The organism is Burkholderia sp. AW49-1 (assembly GCF_053427845.1).
This window is the reverse complement of record NZ_JBSAXF010000030.1, coordinates 47,955-66,216: the sequence shown is the minus strand read 5'-3', so window position 1 is coordinate 66,216 and position 18,262 is coordinate 47,955. Positions and strand designations below refer to the sequence as shown.

At 66.6% G+C, this 18,262-nt stretch carries 16 protein-coding genes; 11 read left to right on the top strand and 5 right to left on the bottom strand.

Features of this window, described 5'->3' with window-relative positions:
• Nucleotides 1-194: 194 nt before the first annotated feature.
• Nucleotides 195-671, bottom strand: coding sequence for an OsmC family protein (locus ACV22W_RS28655; RefSeq protein WP_448022827.1), 477 nt, complete (start codon nt 669-671; stop codon nt 195-197).
• A gap of 94 nt (nt 672-765) precedes the next feature.
• On the opposite strand from ACV22W_RS28655, the gene ACV22W_RS28650 reads away from it, so the two are divergent.
• Nucleotides 766-1,407, top strand: a complete 642-nt coding sequence (locus ACV22W_RS28650; RefSeq protein ID WP_448022826.1) for a GntR family transcriptional regulator — start codon at nt 766-768, stop codon at nt 1,405-1,407.
• Nucleotides 1,408-1,522: 115 nt separating this feature from the next.
• Here ACV22W_RS28650 and ACV22W_RS28645 read toward each other — a convergent pair whose 3' ends face one another.
• Nucleotides 1,523-2,557, bottom strand: coding sequence for a LacI family DNA-binding transcriptional regulator (locus ACV22W_RS28645; protein ID WP_448022825.1), 1,035 nt, complete (start codon nt 2,555-2,557; stop codon nt 1,523-1,525).
• 190 nt (nt 2,558-2,747) lie between these two features.
• Here ACV22W_RS28645 and ACV22W_RS28640 point away from each other — a divergent pair, with 190 nt between their 5' ends.
• From ACV22W_RS28640 to ACV22W_RS28605, 8 genes are all read left to right on the top strand, one after another.
• Nucleotides 2,748-3,896: an ABC transporter ATP-binding protein gene (locus ACV22W_RS28640; RefSeq protein WP_448022824.1), complete on the top strand. Its 1,149-nt coding sequence runs from the start codon at nt 2,748-2,750 to the stop codon at nt 3,894-3,896.
• An 8-nt stretch (nt 3,897-3,904) separates the two neighbouring features.
• A complete protein-coding gene (locus tag ACV22W_RS28635; protein WP_448022823.1) occupies nt 3,905-5,896 on the top strand; it encodes a beta-galactosidase in 1,992 nt (663 codons plus the stop codon).
• Between the two features lie 63 nt (nt 5,897-5,959).
• On the top strand, nt 5,960-7,216 hold the full coding sequence (locus tag ACV22W_RS28630; protein WP_448022822.1) for an ABC transporter substrate-binding protein: 1,257 nt from the start codon (nt 5,960-5,962) through the stop codon (nt 7,214-7,216).
• A gap of 54 nt (nt 7,217-7,270) precedes the next feature.
• Entirely contained in the window at nt 7,271-8,230 is a 960-nt protein-coding gene (locus ACV22W_RS28625) for a carbohydrate ABC transporter permease (RefSeq protein ID WP_448022821.1), read from the top strand.
• A gap of 26 nt (nt 8,231-8,256) precedes the next feature.
• Entirely contained in the window at nt 8,257-9,108 is an 852-nt protein-coding gene (locus ACV22W_RS28620; RefSeq protein WP_448022820.1) for a carbohydrate ABC transporter permease, read from the top strand.
• Nucleotides 9,109-9,464: 356 nt separating this feature from the next.
• The gene (locus tag ACV22W_RS28615; protein ID WP_448022819.1) at nt 9,465-10,211 is read left to right on the top strand and encodes an SDR family oxidoreductase; all 747 of its coding nucleotides are present in this window, start codon (nt 9,465-9,467) and stop codon (nt 10,209-10,211) included.
• 153 nt (nt 10,212-10,364) lie between these two features.
• Nucleotides 10,365-11,219, top strand: coding sequence for a DJ-1/PfpI family protein (locus tag ACV22W_RS28610; protein WP_448022833.1), 855 nt, complete (start codon nt 10,365-10,367; stop codon nt 11,217-11,219).
• A 119-nt stretch (nt 11,220-11,338) separates the two neighbouring features.
• Complete coding sequence (locus ACV22W_RS28605; protein WP_448022818.1) at nt 11,339-11,821, top strand: YybH family protein; 483 nt, start codon at nt 11,339-11,341, stop codon at nt 11,819-11,821.
• 93 nt (nt 11,822-11,914) lie between these two features.
• On the opposite strand, the gene ACV22W_RS28600 is transcribed toward ACV22W_RS28605, so the two are convergent.
• The 3 genes from ACV22W_RS28600 to glcC form a co-directional block, all read right to left on the bottom strand.
• Nucleotides 11,915-12,862 (bottom strand): GlxA family transcriptional regulator, encoded by a 948-nt coding sequence (locus ACV22W_RS28600; protein WP_448022832.1) that lies wholly within the window; start codon nt 12,860-12,862, stop codon nt 11,915-11,917.
• A gap of 133 nt (nt 12,863-12,995) precedes the next feature.
• On the bottom strand, nt 12,996-14,477 hold the full coding sequence (locus ACV22W_RS28595; protein ID WP_448022817.1) for a nitronate monooxygenase: 1,482 nt from the start codon (nt 14,475-14,477) through the stop codon (nt 12,996-12,998).
• A gap of 196 nt (nt 14,478-14,673) precedes the next feature.
• Nucleotides 14,674-15,444: a transcriptional regulator GlcC gene (gene glcC, locus ACV22W_RS28590; protein ID WP_448022816.1), complete on the bottom strand. Its 771-nt coding sequence runs from the start codon at nt 15,442-15,444 to the stop codon at nt 14,674-14,676.
• Between the two features lie 232 nt (nt 15,445-15,676).
• On the opposite strand from glcC, the gene glcD reads away from it, so the two are divergent.
• Together glcD and glcE are read left to right on the top strand one after the other, a co-directional pair.
• Nucleotides 15,677-17,176: a glycolate oxidase subunit GlcD gene (glcD, locus tag ACV22W_RS28585; RefSeq protein ID WP_448022815.1), complete on the top strand. Its 1,500-nt coding sequence runs from the start codon at nt 15,677-15,679 to the stop codon at nt 17,174-17,176.
• Nucleotides 17,176-18,258, top strand: coding sequence for a glycolate oxidase subunit GlcE (glcE, locus tag ACV22W_RS28580; RefSeq protein ID WP_448022814.1), 1,083 nt, complete (start codon nt 17,176-17,178; stop codon nt 18,256-18,258). The genes glcD and glcE overlap by 1 nt, the downstream gene beginning before the upstream one ends.
• Nucleotides 18,259-18,262: the final 4 nt, after the last annotated feature.

Here is an 18,262-nt window from a genome sequence, read left to right as displayed (position 1 = left end):
AGCGCGAGATTACCGAAACGACGTGAAATGACTGTCAAAAATCGCTAATCCGTCGAATTGACACAACAAAATTCAAATTCCAGACACGTCCGATTGACATGCATTCGGAGATATCTCGTCGCGCTCCCACACCATGCGCGCGCGACTCAGGCCGTTTTCCTCCGCGTGCCTTCGCGTCTTCTCCACGGCCTGCATCACCCCGCCGCGCACTCGATCACCGGTTCGCACCGGATCGGGAAACTCACCGAATTCGCCACATAGCACTTCGCATGCGCGTCATGGTGCAGCCGCTCGGCCAGTTCGCGATCGTCGCCCGCGCGGATCGTCACGCGCGGGTGCAGCACGATTTCGGTGAAGCGGCCCGGCTCGGGGCTGTCGAGCATCGTCGCTTCGGCGTCGTCGACATACGCGAGCACGCGGACGCCCGCATCCGAACACAGATGCAGATACCAGAGCTTGTGGCATGCCGATACCGACGCCAGCAGCAGGTCTTCCGGATTCCAGCGCGCCGCGTCGCCGCGGAACGCCGGATCCGACGAGCCCAGAATGTCCGGCTTCGAACCCGCGCGGATCACATGATCGCGGCCGTATTCGCGATACCCCGACGTACCGGTCCCCCGGTTGCCGGTCCACTCCACTGCCACGCGGTACTTGTGTTCGCCATGCGCCATCTCGCTCTCCTCTGCTGTCGGAACGTGAAGCCGCCATTGTGGCACCGGAATGTCGTTTGGTATACCATTATTCCAAAACGAGGAACCCGGAAGCATGGAAGCCAGACCCGATTCCACGGCGGACGCCGTGGCCGCATCGTTGCGGGAGATGATCATCAACGGCGAGCTGCAGGCAGGTGAGCGGCTCGTCGAGCGCGACCTCGCCGAGCGCTTCGGAATCAGCCGGATTCCGATGCGTGAGGCGATCCAGCGTCTGGAGCGCGAAGGGCTGCTGGACATCTTCCGCAATCGCGGCGCGGTCGTGCGGATGCTGAGCGCGTCCGACGTGCAGGAAATCTACGACATGCGCGCGCTGCTCGAAGGCGATGCGATCTACCGCAGCGTGAAGCGGCTCGACGACGAAACGCTCGCGCGTGCCGAACTCGTGCACCGGCTGCTCGGCGAATCGAACGTGCCGCGCCGGCAAGGCGAACTGAATCGCGAATTCCATGCGTTGCTGTATTCGTGCTGCGGCAACGCGCGGCAGTTGAAGGCGATCGCGGAGCTGCGCAGCCAGGTCGAGCGCTACGAGCGGCTGCAAACCACGTTGCTCGCGGATACGCCGTCGTTCCAGGTCGAGCACGGCGCAATCCTGCAAGCGTGCCGCGAACGCAATGCACGTGGCGCCCGCGCGATGACGGTCGCGCATCTCGATTCGGCCCGGCGCATCGTGATGCGGCTCGTCGAAGGCGGGTGACGATGCCGGGCGATCCGGCACGGCCTCGTCATTGCGTCCACCGGTTCGCGGCTCGCCCCATGTGCAGCTTCCAGCCCGCGCCCGGTACCTGAAAAACTCGCGCCCCCGTCGACGTCTACGCCGCCGTGCGCCGCCCCGGCGCCGCGCCCGTCGTACGCCGCACCACCAATCGCGGCACCGGCGCCGTCCGCACGCGCGATGCATCGTCGATGTGGCCGCCCGCCTCGCGCAATGCGTTGAGCAGCTCGACCGCGAGCCCCGCGGCCTCGGCGGTCGGGATCGCAACGGTCGTCAGCGTGGGACGCGTGTCGCTGGCCAGATGGATATCGGTGATGCCGACGATCGACAGATCGTCGGGCACGCGCCGTCCGCGATCGGCTGCTGCGTGCAGCGCGCCGATCGCGGGCAGGTCGTTGGTCGCGACCAGCGCGGTCAGCCCGGGATGCGCGTCGAGCAGCCGGCCCGCCGCCCGCACGCCGCCTTCGATCGAATCGGGTTCGGCCGCGACGATCGACGCGTCGAGCCCGGCCTCGCGCATCACGTCGACGAAGCCGTCGTAGCGCGCCGCCTGCACGCCGCTCGCCGAGCCGCCGACGATCACGCCGATCGTCCGGTGCCCCAGTTCGAGCAGATGCCGCGTCGCGATCCGCCCCGCCTCGCGGAAATCCACCGCCACGCACGGCAACCCTTCGGGCGGCGCATCGGGCCGCTCCCACAGACACAGCACGACCGGCACGCCGCGCCGCGCGACGTCGACCAGATCCGGCAAATGCAGGTTCGCGTTGGTCACGAGAATGCCTTCGGAGATCGTGCCGGCGATCTGGTCGAGATACGCGCGTCCCTGCAGCGGATCTTCGTTGGTATTGCAGACGATCAGGAATTGCCCGTTGCGTCGCACCGCGCGTTCGACCGCGAGCGCGAACTCCGGATAGAACGGGTTCGCGATGCTCGACACCATCAGTGCGACCGTCGGCGCGCGCCCTTCCGCCAGCGCCCGCGCGGCCAGATGCGGCCGGTAGCCGAGCGCCTGCACGGCGTCGAGCACCCGCGCACGGGTGGCTTCGCCGACCCGGCCGCGGTTGCGCAGAACGTTCGAGACCGTCGCGGCCGTCACGCCCGCGCGGCGGGCCACTTCATCGAGTGTCGCCATGATTTGCCCACTATATGAGACGTCGATCCAGTATTTGCTTCGCTCACCGAAGCGGCGCACTATCGCCGCACGCCCCGCCGCCCGACCAACGGGCGCGAATCGGCCACGATCGCAATCGGCGCTTTTCTTGATCGCGATGGTTAAGCGCTTAAGCAACGACGAAAGCGCATTAAAACATGGAGCGGAGACAATGGCGAGCATCTCGATGCGGCGCGTGCAGAAAGCCTACGGCGAGCACGCGCCGGTCATTCGCGACGTCGATCTGGAGATCGGCGCGCACGAGTTCTGCGTGTTCCTCGGTCCGTCCGGCTGCGGCAAGTCGACCCTGCTGCGGATGATCGCGGGCCTCGAGGACCTGAGCGACGGCGAGCTCTCGATCGACGGCCGCCGCGTCGACGACGTGCCGGCCGCCGAACGCGGCGTCGCGATGGTGTTCCAGAGCTACGCGCTGTTTCCGCACATGACGGTCTACGAGAACATGGCATTCGGGCTGAAGCTCGCGCGCGTGCCGAAGGCCGAGATCGACCGGAAGGTGCGCGACGCCGCGCGGATCCTGCAGCTCGACACACTGCTCGAGCGCAAGCCGAAGGCGCTGTCGGGCGGCCAGCGGCAGCGCGTCGCGATCGGTCGCGCGATCGTGCGCGAGCCCGGCGTGTTTCTGTTCGACGAACCGCTGTCGAACCTCGACGCGGCCTTGCGCGGCCAGACGCGCATCGAGATCGCGAAGCTGCACCGGCAGTTCGAACGCGCGAGCGTCGTCTACGTGACGCATGACCAGACCGAGGCGATGACGCTCGCCGACAAGATCGTGCTGCTGCACGCCGGCGCGGACACCGCGCGGCACGGCAGCATCGCGCAGGTCGGTGCGCCGCTCGACCTCTATCACCATCCGGCCAGCCGCTTCGTCGCCGGCTTCATCGGCTCGCCGCGGATGAACTTCCTGCCGGCGATCGTCGTCGCCTGCGATGCGCGACGCACGGTCGTCACCGTCGTGCCGTCCGGCGAATCCTTCACGCTGCCCCGCGACGGTTCCGCGCTCGCGGTCGGCGCGGCCGTCACGCTCGGCATCCGCCCCGAACACCTGACGCTCGGCGCCGCGCGCGACGCGACCACGCTCGCGCGCGACGTCGTGCTCGTCGAGCGTCTCGGCGAGCAGACCTACGTGCACCTCGACCAGCCCGGCGGCACGCCGCTGATCGCGAAAGTGCCCGGCGACGCGGCCGTGCGCAGCGGCGAGCGCGTGCACGCGCATGCGCCGGCCGCGGCCTGCCACCTCTTCACCGAAGACGGCCGCGCGGTGCCCGCGTGCGCCGCTCTTCCCGTCCATCACTACGCATAAGGATCGGCATGCGCCTCGGAGTCTGTTACTACCCGGAACACTGGCCTGAATCGATGTGGGCCGACGACGCCCGCCGGATGAACGCACTCGGCATCGCGCAGGTGCGGATCGCCGAGTTCGCGTGGAGCCGCATCGAGCCGTCGCCGGGCGAATATGACTGGGGCTGGCTCGACCGCGCGGTCGACGTGCTCGCCGCGGCCGGTCTCGAGATCGTGATGTGCACGCCCACTGCAACGCCGCCGAAGTGGCTCGTCGACCGTCACCCCGACATCCTCGCGATCGGCGCGGACGGCCGGCCGCGCACGTTCGGTTCGCGCCGCCACTACGACTTCTCGTCGCCGACCTATCTCGAAGCGTCGCGCCGCATCTGCACGGCGGTCGCCGAACGTTACGGCCGCCACCCGGCCGTGCGCTACTGGCAGACCGACAACGAGCTCGGTTGCCATCAGACGGTCGTCAGCTACTCGCCCGCCGCGCTCGTGCGCTTTCGCGCATGGCTGCAGGCGCGCTACGGCACGATCGATGCGCTGAACCGCGCATGGGGCACCGTGTTCTGGAGCATGGAGTATCGCAATTTCGATGAAGTGGACGCGCCGGTCGGCACCGTGACCGAAGCGCATCCGTCGCACCGCCTCGACTACCGCCGCTTCGCGTCGGACGAGCTCGCGCGCTATCACCGGATGCAGGTCGACGTGATCCGCGCGCATTCGCCGGGCCGCCCCGTCGCGCACAACTTCATGCAGCTCTTCACCGAGTTCGATCATTACGAAGTCGCGCGTGACCTCGACGTCGCGACGTGGGACAGCTATCCGCTCGGCGCGCTGGAGGAGCAATGGTTCGCGCCCGACGTGAAGGCGCGCTGGCTGCGCACCGGCCACCCGGATTTCGCGTCGTTCAATCACGACCTCTATCGCGGGATGTCGAAGCTGCCGTTCTGGGTGATGGAGCAGCAGCCGGGGCCCGTGAACTGGGCGCACTGGAACCCCGCGCCGCTGCCGGGCATGGTGCGCCTGTGGAGCTGGGAAGCGTTCGCGCACGGCGCCGGCTGCGTGTCGTACTTCCGCTGGCGGCAGGCGCCGTTCGCGCAGGAGCAGATGCATGCGGGCCTGCACACGCCGGACGATCGACTCGACGAGGGCGGCCGCGAAGCACAGCGCGTCGCGCACGAGATTGCCGCCGTGATCGACGCCGGCGCCGATGCCGACGCGAACGGCGCCGTGCGTGCGCCCGTCGCGCTCGTGTTCGACTACGAAGCGAAGTGGCTGTTCGACGTGCAGCCGCAAGGCGCCGATTTCCACTACCCGCGCTTCGCGTTCGAGTACTACTCGGCGCTGCGTTCGCTCGGCCTCGACGTCGACATCATTTCCGCGCGTGCGCCGCTCGACGGCTACCGGCTCGTCGTCGTGCCGCCGCTGCCGATCGTGCCGGACGACTTCGCGGCGCGGCTCGCCGCATCCGGCGCGCATGCGGTGTTCGGGCCGCGCACCGGTTCGAAGACCATCGACCTGCAGATTCCGCGGACGCTGCCGCCCGGCCCGCTCGCCTCGATCCTGCCGATGCGCGTGTGGCGCGTCGAATCGCTGCGGCCGAACGTGACCGAGCGGATCGACGGCACGCTGCGAGACGGCTCGGCGCTCACCGGCGACGCACGCCACTGGCGCGACTTCGTCGAGCTGCACGACGACGCACGCAGCATCGTACGTGCACGCTTCGCCGACGGCCATCCGGCCTGCGTGTCGCACGGCACGCTGCACTACTGGGCCGCGCTGTTCGACGATGCGACCACCGCGCGCCTGTTCGCCGACGTCGCGGCCGAAGCCGGCCTGACACCGTCGCCGCTCGGCGACGGCGTGCGCCTGAGCCGGCGCGGCGGCCTGACCTACGTATTCAACTACGGCAGCACGCCGCACACGATCGATGCGGTGCCGCCGTCCGCGTTCGTGGTCGGCGCCGCGCAGGTCGAGCCGCAAGGCGTCGCCGTGTACCGAAGCCGTTCGTAGCAACCGCCCCCGGCGCCGCGACGCGCCGGTCAAGCACAACGACACACAGGAATGGAGACATACATGACACATCGCCCCCTTCGCGTCGCCGCCCGGCTTGCGGCCACCGCCATCGCGTTCGCTTCGTTCGGCGCCGCGGCCCCGGCCAACGCCGGCACGCTGACGATCAACATCGCGTTCAAGGGTGCCAGCCAGCGCGCGGTCTGGCAGTCGACGCTCGAGGCGTTCCACAAGGCCCATCCCGACATCGACGTGAAGCCCACCTTCGTCGACGAGGAAGCGTACAAGGTGCAGCTCCCCGCGTGGCTCACGACCGTCGCACCCGACGTCGTGAACTGGCACGCCGGCGAGCGGATGGCGTACTACGCGAAGCGCGGGCTGTTCGAGGACCTGAGCGGCGACTGGGCGAAGAATGGCTGGGGCGCGATGTACGCGTCGACACGCGACGCATCGTCGTACAACGGCAAGCAGTACGCGGCGCCGACCGTCTATTACTCGTGGGGGCTGTTCTACCGCAAGGATCTGTTCCGCAAGGTCGGCATCGCCGACGAACCGAAGACCTGGGACCAGTTCCTCGACGCGTGCAAGAAGCTGAAGGCGGCCGGCATCACGCCGGTCGCGGTCGGCGGCCGCGACGCGTGGACGCTCGCCGGCTGGTTCGACTATCTCGACCTGCGCCTGAACGGCAATGCGTTCCACCAGCAGCTGATGGCCGGCGACGTACCGTACACCGACCCGCGCGTGAAGAAGGTCTACACGACGTGGAAATCGCTGATCGATTCGGGCTACTTCATCGACAACGCGCTGTCCTACGATCTCGACGGCGCGCAGCCGTTCCTGTTCCAGGGCAAGGCCGCGATGATGCTGATGGGCACCTTCATCGCCGCGGGCTTCCCGCCGAACGTGAAGCAGGAAATGGGCTATTACCGCTTCCCGATCATCGACCCGAAGGTGCCGACCGCCGAGGACGGGCCGGTCGAATCGCTGCACATCCCGACCAAGGCGAAGAACAAGGCCGACGCGCATACGTTCCTCGCGTTCGTCGAAACGCCCGAGATGGGCGCGAAGCTCGCGGAAGGGCTCGGCTCGCTGTCGGCCAACAGCAAATCGCCGGAACCGGCCGATCCGATCTCGCGGATCGGCTTCCGGATCCTCGCGGACACCCGGGGCGGCGTCGCGCAGTTCTACGACCGCGACATGACGAAGGAAATGGCTGACGAAGGGATGAAGGGGATGCAGCAGTTCCTCGCGAATCCCGGGCAGCTCGATACCGTGCTCGCGCAACTCGAGCAGACCCGCAAGCGGATCTACAAGAAGTAACCGCGTGACCCCTGCGGCGGCCCCGTGCCGCCGCGTCCGCCCAGGAGGCTTGCCGTGTCCAGTCCGATCACGTCCAGACCCGTCGAAACGCCTGCCGCACCGGCCGCCGCCGCGCCGCCGGCCGGCAGGTCGCCCGCCGTAGTGCGCGCCCGCCGCCCGTCGCCGGCCGTGCGGCGGCAACGGCGCGCCGCGTGGCTCTTTCTCGCGCCCGCGTGCGCAATGGTTGCCGTCTATGTGATCTGGCCGATCCTGTCGACGCTATGGCTGAGCCTCTGCAACTGGGACGGGATGACCGAGCGCACGTTCGTCGGTCTCGCGAACTACGCCGAGCTGCTGCACGCGCCGACGTTCTACACCGCGCTGCGCAACAACGTGATCTGGCTCGCGCTGTTCATGCTCGCGCCGCCGCTCGGCCTCGCGCTCGCGCTGTACCTGAACCAGGCGGTCGCCGGCATCCGGCTCGTGAAGTCGCTGTTCTTCGCGCCGTTCGTGTTGTCGGGCGTGGTCGTCGGCCTGATCTTCTCGTGGTTCTACGATCCGACCTTCGGGCTGCTCGCGCTGATTGCCGGACACGGCATCCCGGTGCTCGGCGATGCGCGCTACGCGACGTTCGGCATCGTGTTCGCCGCACTGTGGCCGCAGACCGCGTACTGCATGATCCTGTACCTCACCGGCCTCACGTCGGTGAACCCGGAACAGATCGAAGCGGCGCGGATGGAAGGCGCGCGCGGCTTCGCGCTGCTGTGGCACGTCGTGCTGCCGCAGTTGCGGCCGACCACGTTCATGGCGATCGTCGTCACGGTGATCGGCGCGCTGCGCAGCTTCGACCTGATTTCGGTCATGACGGGCGGTGGCCCGTTCGAGAGCTCGACCGTGCTCGCGTATTACATGTACGACCAGGCGATCAAGTACTACCGGCTCGGCTATTCCGCGGCGATCGCGGTCGTGCTGTTCGCGATCATGCTCGTCTACATCGTGTTCCAGTTGCGCCGCATGCTGCGCAACGAGCAGTGACCTGACCTTCCGGGGATGCATTCATCATGTTTCCGACACCCGTTACCCACTGGAAGCCGGTATCGCGCCGGCTGTACAAGCTGTCGCTGCCCGTCGCGCTGGTGATCTGGCTGCTGCCGATGATCGCGGTGTTCGTCACGTCGGTGCGCTCGACCGAGGAACTGGTCGAAGGCCACTACTGGGGCTGGCCGCGACACTTCTCGATGATCGAGAACTATCGCGACGCGCTGACCACGTCGCCGATGCTGCATTACTTCTGGAACAGCGTGCAGATTACGGTGCCGTCGGTGCTCGGGTCGATCGCGCTTGCCGCGATGGCCGGGTTCGCGCTGGCAACTTACCGGTTTCGCGGGAATGCCGCGTTGTTCGGGACGTTCGTCGCGGGGAATTTCGTGCCGGTGCAGGTGTTGATGATTCCCGTGCGGGATTTGTCGCTCAGGCTCGGGGTATTCAATACGGTGGAGGCGTTGATTCTCTTTCACGTCGCGTTTCAGACGGGGTTCTGTACGCTGTTTCTGCGGAATTTCATCAAGCAGTTGCCGTTCGAGCTGATCGAGGCGGCGCGGATCGAAGGCGCCGGCGAATGGACGGTGTTCTGGCGGATCGTGTTGCCGTTGATCCGGCCGGCATTGGCGGCGCTTGCGATTCTCGTGTTCACGTTCGTGTGGAACGATTATTTCTGGGCGCTGTGTCTCACGCAAGGCGACGAGGCCGCGCCGATCACCGCGGGGGTGGCAGCGCTGAAGGGGCAATGGACGACGTCGTGGAATCTCGTCTCGGCCGGGTCGATTCTCGCCGCGTTGCCGTCGGTCGCGATGTTCTTCGCGATGCAGAAGCATTTCGTCGCGGGGCTGACGTTCGGGGCGACCAAGGGTTGAACTCGCCCTGACCACCGATCGCGAACTCGGATTCTCCCCCTCTTCATCGAGAGGATTGCCCGCTTCGGCGGGCTTTTTTGCTTTTGCGGAGCCGACAGGAATATCGGTCATGGTCATGGTCATGGGCCCGCTCCAGTCCAGCCGTGCCTGCCTGACACGCGGCGTGACTGAACGCCCGATACGTTTTTCGTCGGCTCGGATAAGATGGCGCTTTTTGAGGGTTATACGACCTTTGCGCCATCTACCTCACGTTCCATACTTCCCCACGGACGATCAAGCCGAGAAAGGCGCACAAACGCGATTGCGTTTCGAGCGTGCGGCCTGATCAATCACACGACCATGGAAAGGAATGGAAGATGAGGCTCAAGAACAAGTCAGCTTTGATCACGGGTGGAACCAGTGGCATCGGTCTTGCGACCGCGAAGCTGTTCATTGCAGAAGGCGCCCGAGTCGCGGTTACGGGTCGCGATGACGCCGTATTCGAGCGTGTGCAGGCGGAGCTTGGCGAGAATGCGATCGTCCTCAAGGGTGACGTGCGCTCGATCAAGGACATGCGCGCGATTGCCGCCGAGGTAAAAGAGAAGTTCGGCGGCCTCGATATCGTGTTCGCCAACGCTGGCTGGGCTTTCCCGTCGGCAGTCGACGACATCGACGATGAACTCTACAACGGGATCATGGACGTCAACGTCAAGGGTGTGGTGTTCACGCTTCAAGCGGTGCTTCCCGACTTGCGGGAAGGTTCCTCAGTGATCCTCAATACGTCGTTCGTGGCGCAGACCGGCAAGCATGGCATCTCGCTGACTGCAGCGGCAAAAGCCGCGGTGCGATCATTGGCCCGCAGTTGGTCCTACGAGTTTCTCGACCGAAAAATCCGCTTCAACGCGATCGCACCCGGCGCGATGAACACGCCGCTGATCACCAAGTGGGGCATGTCCGACGAATGGGTTCGCGACCGTCGGGCCGAGTTCGCCGCTGCGATTCCGGCGGGCCACATGGGCAAGGCCGAGGACATCGCCTACGCGGCGCTCTATCTCGCGAGCGACGAATCCGCCTATGTCATCGGCACCGAACTGGTCGTCGATGGCGGTGCCTCGCAGCTTTGAGCCTGCGGTTCACGATTCCGGCGCCCGACACGCAACGCCGGCTCGTCCACATCCCGATCTCGCGTCCGCCACGCCTTTCGTCGTGGCGATCATTCAATCCGGCCCAGCCTGGTGACGTTCGTAGAGGAGGCCGAAATGCAAGGAGAATTCATCTTGACCGACAGTAGCAAAAACAATGCTTCCGTAAGGCAACTCACCCGAGCAGGCAATTCGCGCCGCGATTTGCTCAAGCTTGGCAGCGCCGCGACCCTCGGCGCCGTGCTGGGTGGTGGCGCCTTGCTCGGGCACGTTGCGCCCGCGCGTGCACAGGCGGGCGGCGAAGGGCTACTTGCGCCGAATACGCCCCTCGATATCCTGATCGTCAACTACGACGGCGGTACGCTGCTCGATTTCGCAGGCCCCAGCGAGATTTTCCACCGGCTGCCCAATACGAACGTTCGCTATGCGAGCCTCAATGGCGGCAACGTGACGCTCGAATTCGGTGTCGTGTATGGCAAGACCGAACGACTCGCCGATATCGAGAAGACCGATGTGATCCTCGTCCCCGGCGGGTCCGATTTGACTGCGCCGATGCGACCGGAGTATCAGGCGCAGATCCGGCGCCTGGCGGAAAGCGCCAAACACGTGACGTCGGTTTGCAACGGATCGCTCGTGCTCGCCGCAACGGGCATTCTCAACGGCAAGCGAAGCGCGTGCCATTGGGCCTTCGTCAACAAGCTGGCCGAGTACGGCGCCATCCCCGTTCCCGATCGTTTCGTGGAAGACGACAACGGCAGGTTCATGAGCGGCGGCGGCGTGACGGCAGGCATCGACTTCGCACTTCGCGTGGCAGCGAAGCTGCGCGGCCGACAGGCCGCCGAATTCACGCAGCTCGTGATCGAATACGACCCGGCTCCTCCGTTCCACTCCGGTCATCCCAGAGACGCGCGGCCGGAAGTCATCGCGATGGTCGACAAGAAACTGCCAGGCGCATCAAGGGGACTCGCACGAATTCCCGGCGTTCGCTGAAACGCTTGCCCGCAATGCGTGCATGGCCGCCGCCTGGCGCGCCGAAGGCCGCGGCCGACATTGCCGGCCCGCCCACGTGGCGCCGCCCTTTCAACTCAAATCAGTCCGGAAATCACTCGATGCAACAGATCCGTTTTTGTACTGCTGCGCTTGCAGCCTGCGTCTCCTTTTTTGCATTTACGGCACCGGCCGTCGCCGGCGGTGCGCAACGGCCGCCTGAAGCGGCCATCAAGGCCGAGAACGCGCGATGGGCGGATGCCTTTGCGCGAGGAGACTACGACGCGATCGGTCGCCTCTATACCGACGACGGCACGCTCTTGCCGCCCGGAGGCGACAAAGTCACGGGAAGCCGCGCGATCACCGAGTACTTCACCAAGGGGTATGCCGGATCGAAGCCCGGCACCGTATCGTTCAGCCATTACGAGTTCTACGGCAATGACCGGATCGTGACCGAGGTGTCGGATGTGGAAGTCCGCGATCACGACGGCAAGATTCGGATCCGCGCCAAGCAGATTCTCGTCTTTGTGAAACAGGCCGGCGTGTGGAAGTTGCATCGCGACATGTGGAATGACTACGGTCCGGTCACAAGCGCCGAACGGTGAGCGTCCGTCGAATTCGTGCGTCACGTTCCCAAGCCTCAAGAGAACGCCAGCGGGACGTTGACCACACAGCGGGCTGATCGCGCCGGCAGTCGATCAGCGCGCGCCGTTCGATCTGCTCTCGCGTCGAATCGCTTGCGGTGGGTGCCCATGCAGCTTGATGAAGGCCCGCCGCATCCGTTCCGGATCGGTGAACCCCACGGCCAGGGCAATCTGTTCGATCGGTTCGCTGCCCCCCTGCAGGCGCAGCCGCGCGGCTTCGACGCGCAAGCGCTCGACCGCCCTGGCAGGCGTTTCACCGGTTTCCCGGCGAAACGCGCGTCCGAACTGCCGCAAACTCAATCTTGCGGCATCGGCGAGTCGTTCGACAGGCAAGGCTTCAGCGAGATGTTCCCGGGCAAAATTCAGCGCGATGCGGATGCGATCCGATTCCGGCTCCATCCGCGACATGGCGGAGAATTGGGACTGCCCTCCTGGTCGACGATACGGAACAACCAGGAGCCTGGACACGGCGCGTGCAATCTCCGCACCCATGTCTCGTTCAATGATGCCGAGCGCCAGGTCTATCCCGGAGGCGATGCCCGCCGACGTCCAGACGCGGCCGTCCTCGATATAGATGCTGTCGCCGTCGACCCGGATGCGAGGAAATCGCGACTGCAATTGCGCGGCATATCGCCAGTGGGTCGCCGCTCTCGAGCCGTCCAGCAAGCCGGTTTCCGCAAGCAGAAACGCGCCCGTACACACGCTTGCCACCCGCGAGGCCCTGGCGGCCAACTTCCCGGCCGCGGCGATATTCTCGGATGTCTGCATCGGATCGATATCACCGCCCACGAAGACGACGGTATCGAATACGCGCCTTCCGATCGGTTTCGTTTCGATCGATAGGCCCGTATTGCCGCGAACGGGGCCTCCGGATTGCGAGATGACCTGAAGATCGTATGGCGTACGGCCGGCAGCGGTGGCCACCTGATTGAAGGCCGCCAGCGGCCCGCCAAGGTCAAGCGCATCGTAGCCACGGCAAACGAAGAACCCGATTCTATGCATGACGAAGCAATGACTGAAACCCAGGAAGGCGCATTTTACCGGGAACCCTTGAATAGCGTCATCTGGCCTGAAACGAGGGAAAAACGTCGTTGACGCCGGCATTGCTTGTCCAGATGGGCGCTCGGCAGATCCCCTACACGCTCCGCGCCCCCTTCTCCTTCAACCGCACATCCACCGCGCCGATATTCTTCTCGTGCGCGACGAGCATCAACGACAGCGCGTGATGAATATCCGGATCGGCAAGCGTAGGCAACAGCGTCTGCAGTTTGCGCACGACCCAGCGTTGCCCGCGGTTCAAGAATGCCATCCGCTCGGCCAGATCGTCGATCGCCATCGCCTTTTCATAGAACGTGCCGGTCGCGCGCGTCGGCGTCGCGCCGAGCGTGCGTATCGCATCGACCAGCACGCTGCACCAATGCGCTTCGTCCTGGCGGATATGTGCGATCAGCCGGTGGAGTTCGGCATCTTCAGTAATGTCTGCCGCGGTCTCGGATGCAACGCGCGCCCCGGCGCGCTCGGCCTCCAGCAATTCGTCGAGCGCCGCGAGCAATGCCGTGCGGTCCTCATTCACCTCGCCCGTCGGGGAGACCGCCGCACCTTTCTCGACGATCGCCGCCGCATCGCGCACGATCCGGCGCAGCACGTCGCCAGCCGATTCGATCGCTCGAATTCGCCCGGCCCCCGTGCCCGCATACAACGCCATCGCCTCGACATCGCCGGTCATCGTGCGCAACGGCGAATCGGTGCTGAACAGATAAATCGGCCGCCCTTCCTCGTCGCCGATCACGACGCGCGCGTCATTGAACGGATCACCGCGCTCGCCACGCGTCACGCTCGACGGCAGCACACGAACCCGCGCACCGCGCGGCCAGTTGATGTGAAAGACGTCGGTCAACAGCGTGTCGCCTTCACATGCATCGACGATCCGCTGCTGGTGATACGCATGCGCGAACGACTCGTGCGTCGCGATGAACGCCGTGCCCATCACCGCGCCCTGCGCGCCGAGCGCCATCGCGGCGGCCACGTCGGCGCCGTCGACGATCCCGCCCGCCGCGAGCACCGGCAACCGCGTCGCGCGAATCACTTCAGGCAACAACTCGGCCAACGACCGATCACCCCGCACATGGCCACCAGCTTCTTGCCCCTGAACGATCAGCGCCTGCGCACCCGCCGCCTCCGCCGCGCGCGCATCGTCGAGCGAGCCCACCTGATGAACCACCCGCACGCCCCCATCGCGCAGACGCCGCACGACGGCTGGCATCACGTCCCAGAACAACGCAACGACCGGCACACGCAGTTCGATACACGCATCGATCTGCGCGTCGAGCAACTCGGGCGGCGTCGACGCGGGAATCAGGTTGACGCCGAATGGCCGCTCGGTGACCGCGCGCACCTGTTCGACCTCGCGCCGGATCAACGCGACCGGCTCGCGCACCATCCCGAGAAAACCGAACCCGCCGGCGGCGCTCACCGCACTCGCGAGCTCCGCCCGCGCGACGCCGCCCATGCCCGCGAGCACGATCGGCCATGCACAGCCGAGCAGGTCGCAGACGGGGCGATGCAGGATGTGGACGGCGCGGGCCTCGGGCCCGTCGCCACGCATCGGAATCGACATGCGGCGTCCTCCTTCAAGGATCGGCGGCGCGTCACGGTCAACCGAGAAGCCGCGTGTCGCGCAAGGGCGAAACGGGTCGTGTCGGGCCACGCATCAAATGAATCACATTGTGACATATTTGCCCGTGAAACCGCGCGATCAGCGCAATATGCCTGATACATGTCACGGCGCCAACGGCCACGCCGGTTCAAGCGGCTCAGGTCCATCCTTCGAGGCGCAGCGTCGAGCGCACGAGCCGCTGCTCCTCCGCTTCGATCTCGCGCAGATAATCGACGCACTGCCGGATATGCTCGCTCGCGGCCTTGCGCGCCTGGTCGGGCAACCGCCCGGTCACCGCGTTGTAGAGCCGCGCGTGCTGACGGTCGATCTGCTTTTTCAGCGGCTCACGGTGATAGAGGTTGTTCACCGACGCGAACACGGAACTGAGCAACAGATCGGTCAGCGACTGCAGCGTGTTGACGAGCACCGGATTGTGCGACGCCTCGCAGATCGCGAGATGGAACGCATGATCGAGCTTTGCTCGCGCGGCCGGATCGAGATCCTGCGCGTCGGCCGCGGTCATTTCCTCGTATCGGCGCTTGATCAGGATGAAGTCGGCGGGCGTGCCGCGCAGCGCGGCGAGCCGCGCGGCTTCGGTTTCGAGCATCCCGCGCACCTCGAACAGGTCGTACAGCGTGCGCGGCTGCGAGCCGAGCAGATGCATCATCGGCGAGATTTCGCGCTGCGGGGTCAGGCTCGCGACGAACGATCCCTTGCCGTGCGTCGTGTCGATGATCCCGCGCGCGCGCAACAGCTTCATCCCTTCGCGAACGGCCGTGCGCGACACGCCGAGCTTCTCGGTGAGCCGCCGCTCGGAAGGCAGCGCCTGCCCGGCCTTCAACACGCCGTCGACGATCAGCTGTTCGATTCGCTCGGCGACGACATCGGCGACATTGCGCACCGGCGCTTGTCGATCCTGCTTTTCCATACTGGTATGACCACTTCGGACGAATGCTGTCGATTTTCTCACAAACCCTTGTGCAAATTGGATTTTCTACGTTGATCGACTGCCCCTTCCGGGAACCCCTCGAAAAACTGGTATGACCACGCCGTCAACGTCTGGACACGTGCCGGCCGCCCGCCAAGAATGCCGTCCATCCGGCGCGCCGTGCATTCCGCGGCCGCCTGCATGGTGATGAGGGTGGAGACGGAGACACACGATGAGTTTCACCTACGACGAACGAATCGACGGCCCGCTGGCGACCGTCGACCGCGACACGCTCGTCGCCGCGCTCGACGCGGCGGCGCCAGGCCTCGACGTGCTGCACGAACGCGAGGCGCTGAAGCCGTTCGAATGCGACGGCCTCGCCGCGTACCGCACGGTGCCGCTCGCGGTCGTGCTGCCCGATACGATCGAGCAGGTGCGCGCGGTGCTGCGCGTCGCGGCCGCGCACGGCGTGCCGGTCGTCGCGCGCGGCGCGGGCACGGGCCTGTCGGGCGGTGCGATGCCGCTCGAAAAAGGCATCCTGCTCGTGATGTCGAAGTTCAACCGGATTCTCGAAATCGACGCCGATGCCGGCATCGCGCGCGTGCAGCCCGGCGTGCGCAACCTCGCGATCTCGCAGGCCGCGGCCCCGCACGGCCTTTACTACGCGCCCGATCCGTCGTCGCAGATCGCGTGCTCGATCGGCGGCAACGTCGCCGAAAACGCGGGCGGCGTGCACTGCCTCAAATACGGGCTGACGGTGCACAACATCCTGAAGGTCGAGATCCTGACGATCGACGGCGACACGCTGACGCTCGGCGCCGACGCGCTCGACGCCCCCGGCTTCGACCTGCTCGCACTGTTCACCGGCTCGGAGGGGATGCTCGGCATCGTCACCGAGGTGACGGTGAAGCTGCTGCCGAGGCCGCCGAGCGTGAAGGTGCTGATGGCGAGCTTCGACGACGTCGCCGAAGCCGGCGCGGCGGTCGCACGGATCATCGGCGCGGGCGTGATCCCCGGCGGGCTGGAGATGATGGACAACCTCGCGATCCGTGCGGCCGAAGACTTCATCCACGCGGGCTATCCGGTCGACGCGCAGGCGATCCTGTTGTGCGAACTCGACGGCGCGGCGACCGACGTCGACGAAGACGCCGAACGTGTCGCCGCGCTGCTGCGCGACGCCGGCGCATCGGAAATCCGCGTCGCGCGCGACGAAGCGGAGCGTCAGCGTTTCTGGGCCGGCCGCAAGAACGCGTTCCCGGCGGTCGGCCGCATGTCGCCCGACTATTACTGCATGGACGGCACGATCCCGCGCCGCGAACTGCCGCGTGTGCTCGAAGGGATCGCCGCGCTGTCCGCCGAGTACGCGTTGCCGGTAGCGAACGTGTTCCATGCGGGCGACGGCAACATGCATCCGCTGATCCTGTTCGACGCGAACCGTCCCGGCGAGCTCGACCGCGCGGAAGCGCTCGGCGGCAAGATCCTCGAGCTGTGCGTCGCGGTGGGCGGCAGCATCACCGGCGAACACGGCGTCGGGCGCGAGAAGATCAACCAGATGTGCGTGCAGTTCAACGTCGACGAAATCACGTTCTTCCACGCGGTGAAGGCCGCGTTCGATCCGCAGCGCCTGCTCAATCCCGGCAAGAACATTCCGACGCTGCATCGCTGCGCCGAATTCGGCGCGATGCACGTCCATCACGGCAAGCTGCCGTTTCCCGAACTGGAGCGCTTCTGATGCGACTCGAACGCGAATCCGAATCGATCGACGACAGCGCGGCGCTCGTCGCGCAGGTCGACGCCGCGATCCACGATCGTCAGCCGCTGCACATTCGCGGCGCGGGCACGAAGGCGTTCGTCGGCCGCGCCGTCGAAGGCCGCACGCTCGACGTGCGCACGCACCGCGGCATCGTCGCGTACGACCCGACCGAGCTCGTCATCACCGCGCGCGCGGGCACGCCGCTCGCCGAACTCGACGCGATGCTCGACGCGGCCGGCCAGATGCTGCCGTGCGAGCCGCCGACCTTCGGCGGCTCGGCCACCGTCGGCGGGATGTTCGCGGCCGCGCTGTCGGGGCCGCGCCGCCCGTGGGCCGGCGCGGTGCGCGACTTCGTGCTCGGCTGCCGCGTGATCACCGGCCACGCGAAACATCTGCGCTTCGGCGGCGAGGTAATGAAGAACGTCGCGGGCTACGACGTGTCGCGGCTGCTCGCGGGCAGCTTCGGTTGCCTCGGCGTCGTCACGGAAGTGTCGCTGAAGGTGCTGCCGAAGCCGCGCGCGACCGGCGATCTCGCGTTGCCACTCGCCGCCGCCGAAGGCGTGCGGCGCGTCGCCGGATGGCGTCGCGCGGGGTTGCCGCTCGCGGGCGCCTGCCACGCGGACGGCGTGCTGCGCGTGCGCCTCGAAGGTGGCGAGGGCTCGGTGAAGGCCGCGCGCGACACGATCGGCGGCGAGCGCATGGATGATCGCGACGACAAGTTCTGGGCGCGGCTGCGCGACCTGTCGCTGCCGTTCTTCGACGATCCGCGCCCGCTGTGGCGCGTGTCGGTGCCGGCCGCCGCGCCGCTCGATTCGCTCGCCGGCGCGGTGCTCGTCGACTGGGGCGGCGCGCAGCGCTGGCTGAAAACCGACGCCGCACCGGCCGACGTGCAGCGATTCGCCGCGCAGTGGGGCGGCCACGCGACCTGCTTCACGCCCGGCACGACCTCCGAACCGTTCCAGCCGCTGCCGCCCGCGCTGCTGCGCGTGCATCGCCAGCTGAAGGCGCAACTGGATCCGCATGCGATTTTCAATCCCGGCCGTCTGTACGCGGACGTCTGAACGC

Excerpts from the sequence above, each read along its gene's own strand:
- ACV22W_RS28655 (WP_448022827.1), bottom strand. The coding sequence starts at position 671 with ATGGCGCATGGCGAACACAAGTACCGCGTGGCAGTGGAGTGGACCGGC.
- ACV22W_RS28650 (WP_448022826.1), top strand. The coding sequence starts at position 766 with ATGGAAGCCAGACCCGATTCCACGGCGGACGCCGTGGCCGCATCGTTG.
- ACV22W_RS28645 (WP_448022825.1), bottom strand. The coding sequence starts at position 2,557 with ATGGCGACACTCGATGAAGTGGCCCGCCGCGCGGGCGTGACGGCCGCG.
- ACV22W_RS28640 (WP_448022824.1), top strand. The coding sequence starts at position 2,748 with ATGGCGAGCATCTCGATGCGGCGCGTGCAGAAAGCCTACGGCGAGCAC.
- ACV22W_RS28635 (WP_448022823.1), top strand. The coding sequence starts at position 3,905 with ATGCGCCTCGGAGTCTGTTACTACCCGGAACACTGGCCTGAATCGATG.
- ACV22W_RS28630 (WP_448022822.1), top strand. The coding sequence starts at position 5,960 with ATGACACATCGCCCCCTTCGCGTCGCCGCCCGGCTTGCGGCCACCGCC.
- ACV22W_RS28620 (WP_448022820.1), top strand. The coding sequence starts at position 8,257 with ATGTTTCCGACACCCGTTACCCACTGGAAGCCGGTATCGCGCCGGCTG.
- ACV22W_RS28615 (WP_448022819.1), top strand. The coding sequence starts at position 9,465 with ATGAGGCTCAAGAACAAGTCAGCTTTGATCACGGGTGGAACCAGTGGC.
- ACV22W_RS28605 (WP_448022818.1), top strand. The coding sequence starts at position 11,339 with ATGCAACAGATCCGTTTTTGTACTGCTGCGCTTGCAGCCTGCGTCTCC.
- ACV22W_RS28600 (WP_448022832.1), bottom strand. The coding sequence starts at position 12,862 with ATGCATAGAATCGGGTTCTTCGTTTGCCGTGGCTACGATGCGCTTGAC.
- ACV22W_RS28595 (WP_448022817.1), bottom strand. The coding sequence starts at position 14,477 with ATGTCGATTCCGATGCGTGGCGACGGGCCCGAGGCCCGCGCCGTCCAC.
- glcC (WP_448022816.1), bottom strand. The coding sequence starts at position 15,444 with ATGGAAAAGCAGGATCGACAAGCGCCGGTGCGCAATGTCGCCGATGTC.
- glcD (WP_448022815.1), top strand. The coding sequence starts at position 15,677 with ATGAGTTTCACCTACGACGAACGAATCGACGGCCCGCTGGCGACCGTC.
- glcE (WP_448022814.1), top strand. The coding sequence starts at position 17,176 with ATGCGACTCGAACGCGAATCCGAATCGATCGACGACAGCGCGGCGCTC.